The sequence below is a fragment of the Pseudomonas sp. FG86 genome (genome assembly GCF_057808775.1).
The window spans coordinates 12899-29110 of the sequence record NZ_JBMDIS010000079.1; the positions used below are offsets into that span (position 1 = coordinate 12899).

At 61.5% G+C, this 16212-nt stretch carries 11 protein-coding genes; 5 read left to right on the forward strand and 6 right to left on the reverse strand.

What is annotated here, in order from left to right; genetic code table 11:
- Window positions 1-2 precede the first annotated feature (2 nt).
- Window positions 3-1166, reverse strand: coding sequence for an isovaleryl-CoA dehydrogenase (locus tag ACODSV_RS29465; RefSeq protein WP_024076242.1), 1164 nt, complete (start codon window positions 1164-1166; stop codon window positions 3-5).
- Between the two features lie 150 nt (window positions 1167-1316).
- On the opposite strand from ACODSV_RS29465, the gene ACODSV_RS29470 reads away from it, so the two are divergent.
- Complete coding sequence (locus ACODSV_RS29470; protein ID WP_150054016.1) at window positions 1317-2954, forward strand: AMP-binding protein; 1638 nt, start codon at window positions 1317-1319, stop codon at window positions 2952-2954.
- A 566-nt stretch (window positions 2955-3520) separates the two neighbouring features.
- Here the strand turns inward: ACODSV_RS29470 and ACODSV_RS29475 are convergent.
- The 3 genes from ACODSV_RS29475 to ACODSV_RS29485 all read right to left on the reverse strand — a co-directional run bounded on the left by ACODSV_RS29475 (window position 3521) and on the right by ACODSV_RS29485 (window position 5883).
- Entirely contained in the window at window positions 3521-4420 is a 900-nt protein-coding gene (locus ACODSV_RS29475) for a hydroxymethylglutaryl-CoA lyase (protein WP_024076240.1), read from the reverse strand.
- 16 nt (window positions 4421-4436) lie between these two features.
- Complete coding sequence (locus ACODSV_RS29480; protein ID WP_024076239.1) at window positions 4437-4832, reverse strand: MerR family transcriptional regulator; 396 nt, start codon at window positions 4830-4832, stop codon at window positions 4437-4439.
- 115 nt (window positions 4833-4947) lie between these two features.
- Window positions 4948-5883 carry a LysR family transcriptional regulator gene (locus ACODSV_RS29485; RefSeq protein ID WP_024076238.1) on the reverse strand — a complete coding sequence of 312 codons (936 nt, stop codon included), beginning with the start codon at window positions 5881-5883 and terminating at the stop codon, window positions 4948-4950.
- Between the two features lie 151 nt (window positions 5884-6034).
- Between ACODSV_RS29485 and ACODSV_RS29490 the strand changes: the two genes are divergently transcribed.
- A complete protein-coding gene (locus ACODSV_RS29490; RefSeq protein WP_150056269.1) occupies window positions 6035-7264 on the forward strand; it encodes an acyl-CoA dehydrogenase in 1230 nt (409 codons plus the stop codon).
- A 123-nt stretch (window positions 7265-7387) separates the two neighbouring features.
- On the opposite strand, the gene ACODSV_RS29495 is transcribed toward ACODSV_RS29490, so the two are convergent.
- Together ACODSV_RS29495 and xthA are read right to left on the reverse strand one after the other, a co-directional pair.
- On the reverse strand, window positions 7388-8722 hold the full coding sequence (locus ACODSV_RS29495; RefSeq protein WP_102624831.1) for a substrate-binding domain-containing protein: 1335 nt from the start codon (window positions 8720-8722) through the stop codon (window positions 7388-7390).
- A 211-nt stretch (window positions 8723-8933) separates the two neighbouring features.
- Window positions 8934-9746, reverse strand: coding sequence for an exodeoxyribonuclease III (xthA, locus tag ACODSV_RS29500; protein WP_024076235.1), 813 nt, complete (start codon window positions 9744-9746; stop codon window positions 8934-8936).
- Between the two features lie 168 nt (window positions 9747-9914).
- Between xthA and ACODSV_RS29505 the strand changes: the two genes are divergently transcribed.
- The 3 genes from ACODSV_RS29505 (at window position 9915) to ACODSV_RS29515 (ending at window position 16040) form a co-directional block, all read left to right on the forward strand.
- The gene (locus ACODSV_RS29505) at window positions 9915-10565 is read left to right on the forward strand and encodes a GNAT family N-acetyltransferase (RefSeq protein WP_024076234.1); all 651 of its coding nucleotides are present in this window, start codon (window positions 9915-9917) and stop codon (window positions 10563-10565) included.
- 64 nt (window positions 10566-10629) lie between these two features.
- On the forward strand, window positions 10630-12357 hold the full coding sequence (locus ACODSV_RS29510) for an autotransporter assembly complex protein TamA (RefSeq protein WP_150095591.1): 1728 nt from the start codon (window positions 10630-10632) through the stop codon (window positions 12355-12357).
- Window positions 12357-16040 carry a translocation/assembly module TamB domain-containing protein gene (locus tag ACODSV_RS29515; RefSeq protein ID WP_150054977.1) on the forward strand — a complete coding sequence of 1228 codons (3684 nt, stop codon included), beginning with the start codon at window positions 12357-12359 and terminating at the stop codon, window positions 16038-16040. The genes ACODSV_RS29510 and ACODSV_RS29515 overlap by 1 nt, the downstream gene beginning before the upstream one ends.
- Window positions 16041-16212 lie beyond the last annotated feature (172 nt).

Genomic DNA, 16212 nt, shown 5'->3' on the forward strand with positions numbered 1-16212 from the left:
CTTCAGCGGGTTTCGTTGAAGAGTTCGCGACCGATCAGCATCCGCCGAATCTCACTGGTGCCGGCCCCGATTTCATACAGCTTGGCGTCACGCAGCAGGCGTCCGGCAGGGAATTCGTTGATATAGCCGTTGCCGCCGAGGATCTGGATGGCATCGAGGGCCATCTGCGTCGCGCGTTCGGCGCTGTAGAGGATCACCCCGGCCGCATCCTTGCGCGTGGTTTCGCCACGCTCGCAGGCTTGCGCCACCGCGTAGAGGTAGGCGCGGCTGGCATTGAGCTGGGTGTACATGTCGGCGACCTTGCCCTGGATCAGCTGGAATTCGCCGATGCTCTGGCCGAACTGCTTGCGGTCGTGGATGTAGGGCACGATCAGGTCCATGCACGCCTGCATGATCCCGGTCGGGCCACCGGAGAGCACCACGCGTTCGTAGTCCAGGCCGCTCATCAGCACTTTCACACCACCGTTGAGGGCACCGAGGATATTGTCTTCGGGGACTTCCACATCATCGAAAAACAGCTCGCAGGTGTTGGAGCCGCGCATGCCCAGTTTGTCGAACTTGTTGCTGCGGCTGAAGCCTTTCCAGTCACGCTCGACGATGAAGGCGGTGATGCCGTGGGGGCCCTTTTCCAGGTCGGTCTTGGCGTAGATCACATAGGTGTTGGCGTCAGGGCCGTTGGTGATCCAGGTCTTGCTGCCGTTGAGCACGTAGCGGTCGCCACGCTTGTCGGCGCGCAGCTTCATCGAGACCACATCGGAGCCGGCATTCGGCTCGCTCATGGCCAGGGCGCCCACATGTTCGCCGCTGATCAATTGAGGCAGGTACTTGAGCTTCTGCTCATGGTTGCCGTTGCGGTTGATCTGATTGACGCAGAGGTTGGAGTGGGCGCCGTAGGACAGCGCCACCGACGCCGAACCGCGGCTGATTTCTTCCATGGCCACCACGTGGGCCAGGTAACCCAGGCCGGCACCGCCGTACGCTTCCGGCACCGTGATGCCCAGCAGGCCCATGTCGCCAAACTTGCGCCACAGGTCGGCGGGAAACAGGTTGTCGATGTCGATCTGTGCCGCGCGAGGGGCGATCTCCTTGGCCACGAAGGACTGCACCTGGTCGCGCAACATGTCGATGGTTTCACCGAGGGCGAAGTTCAGGGAGGGATAACTCATGGACGGGCACCTTAAGTTGAGCTTTGTTGTTATGTGGGTGGGGCGCCGGGGGAGGGCGATCACCTTTACGTTAACGTAAGCTTGCGTTGCGGTGCTGTCAATCGTAGTTTACGTTTACGTCAACCTACAAAAAAGACAACAGGGGTCGTTATGGATCAACCGAATCCGAGCTACAGCCGTGGCTCCCAGGACAAGACGCTGCTGGCCATGACCATCGGTCAGGCCTTCGATCGCACCGTTGCGCAGCATCCCGATGGCGAAGCCCTGGTGGTGCGCCACCAACAGCGCCGCTACACCTGGCGGCAACTGGCCCAGACCGTTGACCTGCACGCCCGCGCGTTCCTGGCCCTGGGCATGCAAACCGGCGACCGCCTGGGCATCTGGGCGCCCAATTGCGCCGAATGGTGTATCAGCCAAATCGCCAGCGCCAAGCTCGGGGTGATCCTGGTCAATATCAACCCGGCCTATCGCAGCAGTGAGTTGGAATACGTGCTCAAGCAATCCGGTTGCCAGTGGCTGGTGTGCGCCGGGTCATTCAAGACGTCCGATTACCATGCCATGGTGCAGGCGCTGAAGCCCGACCTGCGTGGCGTCATCAGCCTTGACCCCAATCCGCCCCCGGGTTTCCTGCCCTGGTCGCAGTTGGCGGCACTCGGGGCAGGCGTCGCGCCGGAACAGGTGCGCAGCCGTCAAGCCAGCCTGCGCTTTGATCAAGCCGTCAATATCCAGTACACCTCCGGCACTACCGGCTTCCCCAAGGGAGCCACCCTCAGTCACCACAACATCCTCAACAACGGCTACATGGTCGGCGAAAGCCTGGGCCTCACCGCGCAGGATCGCCTGGTGATCCCGGTGCCGCTGTACCACTGCTTTGGCATGGTGATGGGCAACCTGGGCTGTATCACCCATGGCACCACCATGATCTACCCCAATGACGGCTTCGATCCGCTGCTGACGCTCACCGCCGTCGCCGAAGAGCGCGCCACTGGCCTGTACGGCGTGCCCACCATGTTTATCGCCATGCTCGATCATCCGCGCCGGGGCGAGTTGGAGCTGTCGTCCCTGCGTACCGGCATCATGGCCGGCGCCACGTGCCCCATTGAAGTGATGCGCCGGGTCATCGGCGAATTGCATATGGGCGAGGTGCAGATTGCCTACGGCATGACCGAAACCAGCCCGGTGTCGTTGCAGACCGGCGCCGATGATGACCTGGAGCGTCGGGTCACCACGGTGGGGCGTACCCAGCCACACCTCGAACACAAGATCATCGACATCGACGGTAACACCGTGGCGCGCGGCGAGACGGGCGAGCTGTGTACCCGTGGCTACAGCGTGATGCTCGGCTACTGGAACAACCCGGAAGGTACCCGCGAGGCCATCGACGACGCGGGCTGGATGCACACCGGCGACCTGGCGACCATGGACGCGCACGGCTACGTATGCATCGCCGGGCGCAACAAAGACATGATCATTCGCGGTGGCGAGAACGTGTACCCGCGCGAGCTGGAAGAGTTTTTCTTCACTCATCCGGCGGTGGCCGACGTGCAGGTTATTGGTGTTCCGGATGAGCGTTATGGCGAAGAGATTGTGGCCTGGATCAAGTTCCATCCCGGGCACGTGGCCAGTGCTCTGGAGTTGCACGCCTGGTGCAAGGGGCGCATCGCGCACTTCAAGACGCCCAAGCATTTCAAGTTCGTGGACGAATTTCCGATGACCGTTACGGGCAAGGTCCAGAAATTCCGCATGCGCGAGATCAGTATCGAGGAGTTGGCATCGCGCAACGACTGAGGGAAAGCGCCTCTGCCTGAGGAGGCGTGCACACAGCACAAAGGGGACCCTAGGGTCCCCTTTAATTTGTCGTTGCCTGCTCTTTTTTTATTATTGAGGGGCGGTCTGTTGTTGTTTTTGGTAACCGTGACCCTTTACCGCTGTTTTTGGCGACCCCCATCCGGGGTCAAGAGCAAACGTATTTTTTTGAGCGCTGATCTGCTTCTTCGCAAGCGATCCAACCAGTGGCAGCTACCTGAGGTAGTTTTATTTTTCTCTATCCGGTTGCGGGTTTCGGCATGCCGTACCCTGCGAAGCACATCTTCTCCAAAAAAATCTGTTAGCTGCGTCTCTGCCGTGTTGTTTTTGTTATGTCAGAGTCGTTACGTCTTATTTTTATTAGGTTTGGCGCTTTTTATTCTTGTTATGCCATAGAGATAGCAGAACCCGTGCCAACTTTATAAAGTCTTTTGGAATCAATGAGTTAATTTTTGTGTGCGATTTGGCCTACGGCGAATGCCACAAAATATGTTCCCGTGTTACTCGATGTGTAGCGGTGCGGTAACACATCGTCACGGATCGGTTACTCACTGTGTGCTACGCACCTTGGCCACACGCGAACCGGTGGGGCGGCCCAGCACCGTGCAGATCTGTTGGCCGGCCCGGATCAGTTGCTCCAGGTCGATGCCCGTGTGGATCCCCAGCCCATCGAGCAGGTACACCACGTCCTCGGTGGCGACGTTACCGCTGGCGCCCTTGGCGTAGGGGCAGCCGCCGAGGCCCGCGATAGAGCTGTCGAACACATTGATCCCTTCCAACAGGCTGGCGTAGACATTGGCGATCGCCTGCCCATACGTGTCGTGGAAGTGCCCCGCCAACTTGTCCCGCGGTACCTGCGCACCCACCACCTCGAACAGCCGCCGCGTGGCGCCGGCCGTGCCGGTGCCGATGGTGTCGCCCAGGGACACTTCATAGCAGCCCATGGCATACAGCTCACGAGCCACTGCCGCCACTTGCTCCGGGGCGACCGCGCCTTCGTACGGGCAACCCAGCACACAGGACACATAGCCACGCACACTGATGCCGTGCTGCTTGGCCGCCGCCATGATCGGCGCAAAACGCTCCAGGCTTTCGCTGATGGAGCAGTTGATATTGCGCTGGGAAAACGCCTCGGAGGCTGCCGCAAACACTGCGACTTCCTTCACGCCGGCCGCCAGCGCGTCTTCAAACCCGCGCAGGTTCGGTGCCAACGCGCCATAGGTGACACCGGGCTTGCGCTGGATCTGCGCAAACACCTCAGCGGAACCGGCCATCTGTGGCACCCATTTGGGCGAGACGAAACTGCCCACCTCGATATAGCCCAGGCCGGCGGCACTCAGGGCATCCACCAACTGCACCTTGTCGGCCACGCTGATGGGTTGGGCTTCGTTCTGCAAACCGTCGCGCGGGCCGACTTCGACCAGGCGCACGTGTGAGGGGAGGGACATGGCAACTACCTTCTGTTCAATGGCCAGCCTGGCCTTGGATGGTCTCGGCCAGGGCCTGGGTGCAGCGCTCTTCGGCGGTGTCCAGTTCCAGCTTCATTTGTTCGATATCCAGCAACTGTTGCTCCAACTGTTCACGGCGTTCGGCGATCTTCGCCAGCATGCTGTTGAGCTGGATATGGTTGCCGCTGGCGGGGTCGTAGAGTTCGATCAATTCACGGCATTCGGCCAGGGAAAAACCGATGCGCTTGCCACGCAGGATCAGCTTCAGGCTGACCTTGTCCCGCGCCGAGTAGATGCGTTCCTGGCCTCGGCGTTCCGGGGCCAGCAGGCCTTGTTCTTCATAGAAGCGAATGGCGCGGGTGGTGATGTCGAGCTCGCGGGCGAGGTCGGAGATGCTGTAGGTCGTGCTCATGGGGGCGCTCAAGAAGGTCTTGGCGTTAAGCTAATGGCAGGTTGACGTGAACGTCAAGGGCCGCTGCGCAGCCCATCGGGGGCAAGCCCCCTCCCACAGGGGAGGCTTTTCACCCTCAGGCCTGCTGTTTATCCAGCTTCTTTTCGTGAGCCGTGACTTGCTGGCACAACTCGATCATTTGCTCACGCATCCAGCGGTTGGCCGGGTCCTGGTCGGTGCTTTCGTGCCAGTACAGGTGGGTTTCCACCGGCGGCACGTCATTGACCGGCAGGTTGAACCAGTGCAGGTCATGACGGCGGGCGAAGCGTTCGGGCACGGTCATCACCATGTCGGTCTGCTGCAACACTTGGGAGGCCATCAGGTAATGCTGGGAGCGCAGGGCAATCTTGCGCTGGATGCCCATCTTGCCCAGGGCCAGGTCGACATGGCCCAGGCCATTTCGGCGGCTGGAGATATGGATATGGGTCAGCGACAGGTAGTCATCCAAGGTGAATTTGTCCTTGCCCGCCATGGGATGGCCCTTGCGCATGGCACAGACGTAGCGGTCTTCCATCAGCTTGACGTGGCGCACCTGCGGGTCGGTGTTGAGCGGCGCGTCCACGGCAAAATCCAGGCGCCCGGCGGCCAGTTCCTTGGTGGTTTCGCGGCGCTTGGACAGGAAACTCTCGATCACCACCGTCGGTGCCAGGCGGCGCAGACGCTGGAACAGCAACGGCAGGATCACCGCCTCGGTGAGGTCGGTCATGCTGATGCGATAGGTCTTGGCCGCCTGCTGAGGGTTGAAAATCCGGCTTTCCTGCACCGACACCCGCAGCAACGACAACGCATTGCGCACCGGACCGATGATGTTCTGCGCCATCGGCGTGGGCACCATGCCTTGGGCGGTGCGCACGAACAGCGGGTCGTTGAAGGTCTCGCGCAAGCGGGCCAGAGCGTTGGATACCGCTGGTTGGGTAATGCCGACAATCTGCCCGGCGCGGGTCAGGTTGGCTTCGGTGTAGATCGCGTCAAAGACGATGAAGAGGTTGAGGTCGACCTTGCTCAGATTCATTTCGTTGCGCTCTTATTGTTAGGTGGCCATACGTCGATCATATATCGGTGATGAATGTTAATACACGCCGAGAATAGGCTAGGTAAATTATCAACGCTGTTCTAGCATCGAATGCATGACCTAAACAACCTCTCCAAGAAGGGAGCTGCTCATGGATTTCGCCTATTCGCCCAAGGTTCAGGAACTGCGTGAACGCGTTACAGCGTTCATGGACGCTTACGTTTACCCGGCCGAGCCGGTGTTCGAACGCCAAGTCAGCGAAGGCGACCGCTGGCAGCCCACCGCGATCATGGAAGAGCTGAAGGCGAAAGCCAAAGCCGAGGGCCTGTGGAACCTGTTCCTGCCTGAATCCGAGCTGGGCGCCGGCCTGACCAACCTTGAATACGCGCCACTGGCCGAGATCATGGGCCGCTCGCTGCTGGGCCCGGAGCCGTTCAACTGCTCGGCCCCCGACACCGGCAACATGGAAGTGCTGGTGCGCTACGCCAACGAAGAGCAGAAACAACGCTGGCTCGAACCGCTGCTGCGCGGCGAGATCCGCTCGGCCTTCGCCATGACCGAGCCCGATGTGGCCTCCTCGGACGCCACCAACATGGCTGCCCGCGCCGAACGCCAGGGCGACGAGTGGGTGATCAACGGCAAGAAGTGGTGGACCTCCGGCGCCTGCGACCCGCGCTGCAAGATCCTGATCTTCATGGGCCTGAGCAATCCTGATGCACCGCGTCACCAGCAACACTCGATGATCCTGGTGCCGGTGGACGCCCCGGGGGTGAAGATAGTGCGCCCGCTGCCGGTGTTCGGTTACGACGACGCGCCCCATGGCCACGCCGAAGTGCTGTTCGACAATGTGCGCGTGCCGTATGAAAACGTGCTGCTCGGCGAAGGCCGTGGCTTTGAAATCGCCCAGGGTCGCCTTGGCCCGGGCCGCATCCACCACTGCATGCGCTCCATCGGCATGGCCGAGCGCGCATTGGAATTGATGTGCAAGCGCGCCGTCAGCCGCACCGCATTCGGCAAGCCATTGGCACGCCTGGGCGGCAATATCGACAAGATCGCCGACTCGCGCATGGAAATTGACATGGCGCGCCTGCTGACCCTGAAAGCGGCGTACATGATGGACACCGTAGGCAACAAAGTGGCGAAAAGCGAAATCGCCCAGATCAAGGTCGTGGCGCCGAATGTGGCGTTGAAAGTGATCGACCGCGCGATCCAGATTCATGGTGGCGCCGGGGTTTCCAACGACTTTCCGCTGGCCTACATGTACGCCATGCAACGTACCCTGCGCCTGGCCGACGGCCCGGACGAAGTGCACCGCGCGGCGATCGGCAAGTTCGAGATCGGCAAGTATGTGCCACGGGAGATGATGCGCAGCGGGCAGTAACACCGCGTCGCCTGCAATCGGGGGCAAGCCCCCTCCCACATTTTGATTTGGGAATACATTCAAAGTGTGGGAGGGGGCTTGCCCCCGATGAGGCCGGATCAGGCCCTGAAGATCCCACAGCCCTCAGTACACCCAAACCTCCACCCGCCGATTCTTGATCCGCCCTTCATCCGCGGTATTCGCCGCCACCGGCATCTGCGCGCCGAACCCGCGAATATCCCTCAGCACCACGCCGCTCTTGACCAATTCACGGCGCACCGCCATCGCCCGCAATTTCGACAGCAGCGCCGCGCGCTGCGGGTCACTCTTGGCATCGCCAAACCCTACCAGCGTCACCTGCTTGTCGAGCTTGTCGTGGCTTTTGATATAGGCCACCACGCGTTGCAGATCCTGACGCGCCTTGTTATCCAGGCTGGCGCTGCCTTCCTCGAAACGAAAATTCACCGTCAGGCGCTGGGCGTCGCGGGCGATCGCCTGATAGTCCTCGGGCATCGACGCGCGCGGCTCTACCCCAATCGCCTGCACCTGCTGTGCGATAAATCCGTTGGCCGCGACAATCGCCTGGCCTTTGCTGCTCTGGGTAAAGTCCACCAGCGCCTTGGCCCATGGATTACGTGTGGACGGTGGCAGGTAAAAGAACAGTCGTCGGGAGAGAGGGTAATCCTCCGTGGCGATCAGGCTGTTCAAGGGCAACATGGGTTGCGAGTCACCATCGACAATCGCCACCGCCTTGGCCTGACGCACATAGGGCAGGCCGATAAAGCCGATGCCATGGGGGTCACGGCTCACCGCGTCGGACAGTTGCTCGCTGGACTCGAAACGCTTAGCGGACGCCGCCAGGGGTTTGCCGCGCCGGCTCAGCACCAGTTCCTTGAAGGTGTCATAGGTACCGGACTGGTCATCGCGCGCGTACAGATTGATCGTCCCGCCGACACCGCCCAGCGCCTCCCAGGTACTGATTTCGCCATTGAAGATCTGCGCCAGTTGCTCGGTGTCCAGGGTGTCCAGCGGGTTGCGCGGATTGAGGATGATCGCCAGGCCGTCGATGGCGATGACCTGCTCGGCCTCAGGGCTTTTCAGGTCACCCAGGGGTTCGAGCTCCACCAGTTCACTGTCCTTGATCGGGCGGGATGAAGCTGCCAGGTCGGCGCTGGATTTTTTCAGCGCGACAAACCCGGTGCTGGAGCCATGGGCCGCGACCTCTATGGTCACGACCTTGCCCTGGCGCGTCTTGCCGACGACCCGTTGTTCATTGGCGCCTTCGGCGGGTTCGCTGTGTACGCCTTGCAGCCCCTGCTGCTCCATCAAACCCTTGACCAGCGCCGGCCCCAGCGCTGCGCCAATAGTGTTCGAGCCCTGGATGCGCAGGGCAGGGCCTTGGTCGGGAACGGGTAGAGGGGCAGCAACAGCCGAGAGGGAAAACGCGCTACACAACAGGAACAGAACGCGCAGCATCATGCCGGCACCTTCTCAAGCCAAAGGGAGTGCCGCGAGATTAAGTCAGTCAGGTTGCATAAATATGACTGGCATGCCGCCAATCAAACGGTGGGAGGGGCGGTGCGACGATTCGACAAGCCCGCTCGCCACAGGGGTTCAAGTTTGTCGTGCGACCGCGCTAAATCGGAGATTCAGCGGGACCTCCCCCATTTGACCGAGTCCGGCCAGGGAATCAGCTCAGTTCCAACCAGATCGGCGCATGGTCAGACGGCTTCTCCAGGCCACGCAGATCGTAATCCACACCGGCATCCTTGACGCGCGGCAGCAAGCCATTGGAGGCCATGATCACGTCAATCCGCAGCCCACGCTTGGGCTCATCCTCGAACCCACGGCTGCGGTAGTCGAACCAGCTGAAACGGTCGGTCACATCGGGGTTGAGGTGACGGAAGCTGTCCACCAGGCCCCAGTTCTTCAGGCGGGCCATCCACTCGCGCTCTTCCGGCAGGAAGCTGCACTTGCCGGTTTTCAGCCAGCGCTTGGCGTTGTCGGCGCCGATGCCGATATCGCAGTCTTCCGGGGAAATATTCACGTCGCCCATCACCACCAGTGCCTGGTCATTGCTGAACTGGCTTTCCAGCAGCTGTTGCAGGTCTTCGTAGAAGCGCTGCTTGGCCGGGAACTTGGTTGGGTGGTCGCGGCTTTCGCCCTGAGGGAAGTAGCCGTTCATGATGGTCACCGGATGGCCATTTTCATCGGCGAAGGTGCCCCAGATAAAGCGGCGCTGGGCATCTTCTTCATCGCTGGCAAAGCCTTTGTGCACGCTCAAGGCTTCTTTGCGCGACAGCAGGGCCACGCCGTAGTGGCCTTTCTGGCCGTGGTAATACACGTGATAGCCCAGTGCCTGTACTTCGGCCAAGGGGAACTGGTCGTCATGCACCTTGGTTTCCTGCAGGCCAATCACGTCGGGTTGATGCTTTTCAATCAGCGCCGCCAGCTGATGGGGGCGAGCCCGCAGCCCGTTGATATTGAAGGAGACGATTTTCATGGTCGGCAGTCCAGTCTGGCAAAAGGGCGATGCTAGCGGACAAGTCGGACGGGGGCCAGCGTGGCGGTAGGACAGATGCACTGCTAATGTCTGGGAACGACTGGTGCCGCGTAAGTTCGTACTCATAAGAACGCCATCTTTTGAATGGCGCCCAGGGAGACTCACCGTATGCCTGACTCTTTAACCACCCTTGCCGAAGTTCGCTTGCTCAACAGCGACTATTCCCCCGAGGCCCGCTCCCTGCTGTATCAGGCTTATCGCCATGAGCCGACCTTTGCCTACATCTTCGAAGCCGAGCGCCCAGGCTATGAACAGCGGGTGCGCGCCACCGTGCGCGAACTGGTCAAGCAGCATTTCTTTCAGAAACTTCCCGCCATTGGCCTGTTCGTCAATGACCGGCTGATCGGCATCGCCTTGATCGCGCCGCCGCAACGGCGCCTGGGGATCACCGAAAGCTGGGCCTGGCAACTGCGCATGTGGCTGAGCACGGGTGTGCGTGGCACGCGGCGCTACCTTGATTACCATCATGCGGTGCTGGCATGCCTGCCCGCCGAATCGGTGCATGTGTTGCCGCTGCTGGGTATTCACCCACAGTTCCAGGGCAAGCATTACGGCGAACAGTTGCTGACGGCGGTGCACAACTGGTGTGCCGAGGACCCGCATTCGTCCGGTGTGGTGGTGGACACGGGGAATCCACGCTATCTGGATTTCTACCAGCGTCAGGGCTATGAGGAAATCGGCGAGGTTGCTGTAGGACCTGTCCTGGAACATGTGTTTTTTCACCCCAATCCCCAGGCGTTACAGGCTTCAACGGCTTAACGCAGAATTTTTCAGAATCATCTGTGTTCTAAGTTGCTCCCGAGGTCGTGTAGCATCCGCGCCTATGAAGTTTCCAGGAAGATTTACCAGCGGCTTGGTTCTGCTGTTCACAAGCTGCGGCGCGTTCGCGCAAAGCGAATTGGACGTACGGATCAAGCCAACGAACGATGCGCTGAAGGCCAATATCGAAGGTTATATCGGCGGGGTGGGCGATCGTGATGAAGAGGCCTTGCAACGGTTCAGCCGTGGCGCCGAGGAACAGGCGCGCAAAGCCGCCCAGGCGCTGGGGTTCTATCAGCCACGGATCGCAAGCGATGTGAAGGGCGGCAAGACTCCGCGCCTGATCCTCACCATCGACCCCGGCGAACCGGTGCATTTGCGCAACGTGACCATTCGGGTCGACGGCGAGGCCGCGAACCTCAAGGCGTTCCGCGTACCCGTCAGCGACGACCTAAAATCCGGCGCCGTGCTCAACCACGGCCACTACGAAGACGCCAAGCGTCTGATCCAGAACCAGGCCTCGCGCTACGGTTTTTTCAGCGGGCGCTTCACGCGCCAGACACTCTCGGTGGACCCCCAGGCGGGCGTCGCCGATATCGAACTGATCTATGACAGCGGCCCACGCTACACCTTGGGCAAGGTCAGCTTTGCCGGTGACACGCCGTTTGATGAAGAGCTGCTGCAACGCATGGTGCCGTTTAAAAATGGCACGCCCTACGACTCCGAACTGATCGCCGAACTCAACCAGGCCCTGCAATCCAGCGGCTTTTTTGAAGGCGTGCGCGTGGACGCCGCCCCGGCGGCTTCGGCCAATGATGTGATCCCGGTCGCCGTGCGACTGGAAACCCGCAAGCCGCGCACCATGGGCCTTGGCCTAGGGTATTCCACCGACGTCGGTCCACGGGGCAAAGCCAACTGGACCCGCCACTGGGTCAACCCCCAGGGCCACAGCTACGGCTGGGAAGCCGAACTGTCGGCGCCGCGCCAGAACGTCGGGCTGTGGTACGACATTCCGCTCGACCCGCCGCTCACCGACAAACTGCGGTTTGCCGGCGGCTACCAGAATGAAGAACTGGCCAACACCGACACCCTGAGCAAGCTGCTCACCCTTGGCCCTGAATGGCACAGCAAGTTGCCCAGCGGCTGGACCCGGGTGATCTCCCTCAAATGGCAACGCGAAGAATATCGCCTGGGCGATGACTCGGGCTTGAGCAACCTGGTGATGCCGGGGATCAGCTATTCCTACCTGCGCAGCGATAACCGTATCGACCCGCACCATGGCTACCGCCTGATGTTCGATGCCAAGGTCGCCAAGGAAGGGCTCGGTTCCGATACCAACCTGCTTTACGGCACGGCCACGGTCAAGGGCCTGACCACCCTGTGGGACAATCATCGCTTCCTGGCACGGGCGCAGTTCGGTGGCAGCGCCACCAATGGCTACAAGTCGGTGCCGCCGTCGTTGCGCTTCTTCGCCGGTGGCGACCAGAGCGTGCGCGGCTATGAGTACCAGACCCTGTCGCCGGAAAACGACCAGGGCGACCGCATCGGTGGTCGCTACATGGTGGCCCTGAGCGCCGAGTACCAATATTCCATCGCCGAGAAATGGCGAATCGCGACCTTCGTCGACCAGGGCAACGCCTTCAACACCCTGGAAATCCCCAACCTGAAAACCGGCGTCGGCGTCGGCGTACGGTGGGTCTCGCCGGTAGGACCGATCCGCCTGGACCTGGCCCATGCCTTGGAAGAGCCAGGTGGGTTTCGTGTGCACTTTTCCATGGGGCCTGAGTTGTGATGCGAGGTTTGAAAATAGCGGGGCTGGCCATCGTTGCCTTTCTCGCCTTGATAGGGCTGGCGCTGTGGACGGTGCTCGGGACCCAGGCGGGCAGCCGTTGGGCCTTGGGCCACGTGCCGGGGCTGAGCGTGGAGAATTTCCAGGGGCGCCTGGGCGGCCAGTGGAGCGCCGATCATCTGCTGTGGCAACAAGACAGCAGCCGTGTCGAACTCGACGCACCGAAGTTTGATTGGTCGCCGGCCTGCCTGCTGCGCCTGACCTTGTGCATCAATCGATTGGAGGTGGATCAAGCCAGCCTGCAATTCCCGCCCAGTACCGAGCAGAGCAGTGGCCCGATCACGCTGCCGGACCTGACGTTGCCCGTCGCCATCCAGTTGGGCGACGTTCGCGTCGGCCGGCTGCTGTTTAACGGCAGCGAACAACTCAAGGGCCTGCAACTGGCGGCGCATTGGACCGTCGCCGGTATGCAGATCGATACGGTGCACCTGCAACGGGACGACCTGGTGCTGGACCTGTCCGGCCTGCTGCAACCCACGGGCGACTGGCCGTTGACTGCCAGCGGCAACCTGAGCCTGCCTTATGCGCCAGGCGGTGCGCCGTGGAAGGTTGCGCTCAGACTCGACGGCGACCTGCTCAAGACCCTCAAGCTCGATGCCGACAGCAGTGGCTACCTGCCCGCCAAACTCAGTGGCGAACTGCAACCGCTGGTGGAGAACCTGCCAGCGCAGTTGCACATCACCGCCGATGGCTTCAAACCCAGTGCGGACTTGCCCGATACCCTGCAACTCAATCAACTCGACCTCACCGCCAAGGGCGACTTGAGCAGTGGTTACCAACTGCTGGGCAAAGCCATCCTGCCGGCGGAAAAAGGCCCGGTGGATGTATTGCTGCAAGGCACGGTCGACGCCAAGGGCGCGCAGATTTCCGGCCTGGATTTGACCGCCGGTGAGCAACAAAGCCTGACACTCACGGCACAGCTGGACTGGCAAGAAGGTTTGAGTGCCGAGGCGAAAATCGCTTGGCTGGATTTCCCCTGGCATCGTCTGTATCCGCTGATCGACGAGCCTCAGGTCGCGTTACGTACCTTTAACGGTGAAATCTCCTATAAGGACGGCAACTACCTCGGCAACTTCAAGGCTGATCTCGACGGCCCGGCGGGCCGGTTCAATGTGGTCACGCCCTTCAGCGGCGATCTCAAGCAAGTGTTCCTGCCCGAGTTGAAACTGACCGCCGGCCAAGGCAAGGCCGAAGGCCACCTGAACCTGCAATTCGCCGACGGTATTGCCTGGGACACCGCACTGGACCTTTCGGCCCTGAACCCGGCGTACTGGGTCGGCGAATTGCCTGGCACCCTGGCGGGTCCGCTGCGCAGCAAAGGCGAATTCAAGAACGAGCAACTCAAGCTCAACGCCGACCTTGACCTCAAGGGCCGCCTGCGTGGCCAACCCGCCGTGCTGGCGGCCAAGGCCGAAGGCACAGGCGAGCAATGGACCTTGGCCAACCTGGATATCCGCTTGGGCGACAACCGCATCAACGGCAGCGGCAGCCTGCAACAACGCCTGGCCGGGCAGATCGATATCAGGCTGAGTCGCCTGGCCCAGCTGTGGCCGCAGCTACGTGGGCAGGTCAATGGCCGAATCGATGTGGCCGGTAGCCTCAAGGCGCCACAAGGCAAACTCGACCTCAAGGGCCAGCAATTGGCCTATGTCGATAATCGTCTGCAAAGCCTCACCCTCGACGCCACCCTCGATAGCGCCCAGCGCGCAAAGATCGACCTCAAGGGCAGTGGCATTCAAAGTGGCGACACCCAGGTCGGTACCCTGACCGCCAGCGCCCAGGGCGATATCCGGCGCCAGAGCGTCCAACTCGACCTGGCGGGACCGCTGCTCAAGCTGGCCCTGGCCCTCGACGGCAACCTCGACAACAGCAACTGGCGTGGGCGCCTCGCGAGCGGCGAGGTGCAGGCCGGTGGCCAGGACTGGAAGCTGCAAGCCCCGGCGAAAATCGAACGCTTGGCCGACGGCAAACTGACCTTCGCGGCCCACTGCTGGGTGTCCGGTGCAGCCAGCCTGTGCGGTGAAGACCAGCGCCTGATGCCCGAGCCGAAGCTGCGCTACCACCTCAAGCAATTCCCCATCGACAGCCTGGCGGCCTTTTTGCCGAAAGATTTCGCCTGGCAAGGCAAGCTCAACGCCGACGTTCAGCTCGACCTGCCCGGCAGTGGCCCCAAGGGCGTGGTCTCGGTGGATGCCAGTGGCGGCACCTTGCGTGTCAAGGATAAGGACCAGTGGCTGGATTTCCCCTACGACACCTTGAAGCTGGAAACCACCCTTAACCCCAAGCGTATCGACACCCAGCTCAACTTCCAGGGCGGCAAGCTCGGCGAGTTGCTGTTGCAGGCGCAGATCAACCCGTTGCCGAAAAACAAACCGATCACCGGCAATTTCAGCCTCACGGGCCTCGACCTCGCGGTGGCGCGCCCGTTTGTGCCGATGGTGGAAAAACTCACCGGCAAGCTCAACGGCAGCGGGCGGATCTCCGGTGGACTGTTGGCGCCGCAGGTCAACGGCAACGTGAATCTGGTGGGCGGTGAAGTGTCCGGGCCTGAACTGCCCGTCAGCCTCGAGGGCTTGAATGTGCAGGCGTTGATTGCCGGCGAAAGCGTGCAACTCAACGGCGCCTGGCGCAGCGGCAAGGCCGGGCAGGGCAGCCTGAAGGGGCAGATCGACTGGGGCCAGGCGCTGGCGGTGGACCTCAGCCTGCAGGGCTCGCAACTGCCGGTCACCGTAGAGCCCTACGCCGCGTTGGAAGTGGCGCCTGACCTGAAGATCAGCTTGAAGAACGACAAGCTGGCGATTGCCGGTAAGGTGCATATCCCTCGCGGCGACATCACCGTGCGCGAACTGCCGCCTTCGACGGTCAAGGTCTCCGATGACACGGTGATCGTTGGCCGCCAGACCGAGGAGGGCAAGCCGCCGATGGCGATGGCCATGGACATTGATGTCGTGGTGGGGGAAGAGCAGCTCAACTTCTCGGGCTTCGGCCTGACCGCCAAGGTTCAGGGGCATGTGCATATCGGCGACAACCTCGACACCCGGGGCGAACTGTGGCTCAACGATGGTCGCTATCGCGCCTATGGGCAACGGCTCACGGTGCGCCGCGCGCGCCTGTTGTTCGCCGGGCCCCTGGATCAACCGTTTCTCGATATCGAAGCGGTACGGGTCACCACCGAGCCGTCCAGGACCGTAACCGCCGGTATTCGCTTGAGTGGCAGTGCCGAACAGCCGACCACGCAGATCTTCTCCGAGCCGGCAATGGCCCAGGAGGACGCCCTGTCCTACCTGGTGCTGGGACGTTCGCGTACCACCACCGGCGAAGACAACAATATGCTTGCGCAAGCAGCGTTGGGCCTGGGCCTGATGGGCAGTGCCGGGGTGACCTCGGATATTGCCAATAAACTTGGCATCCAGGATTTCGACCTCGACACCCAGGGCAGCGGCAACAACACTGCCGTGGTCGCCAGCGGCAAGATCACCGAGAAACTCAGCCTGCGCTATGGCGTGGGGGTGTTCGAACCGGCCAACACCATCGCCTTGCGCTACCTGTTGAGCAAGAAGGTGTACCTGGAAGTGGCCAGCGGCGTCGCCAGTTCCCTGGATATCTTCTACAAGCGCGATTTCTGAGTCCTGCTCGGTCAAAAAAGGTAGGGGCGACGATTCGACTCCGATGGCGGCCTGATAGCCGACCAGGATGCTGGAGTGGAATGAGTACCTATCCATTGCTGCGTAAAGGCGGCTATTGGTTCCGCCCTTACGGCGGCTCACTTTGGAAAAGCCCCAAAGTAAGCAAAGGGCT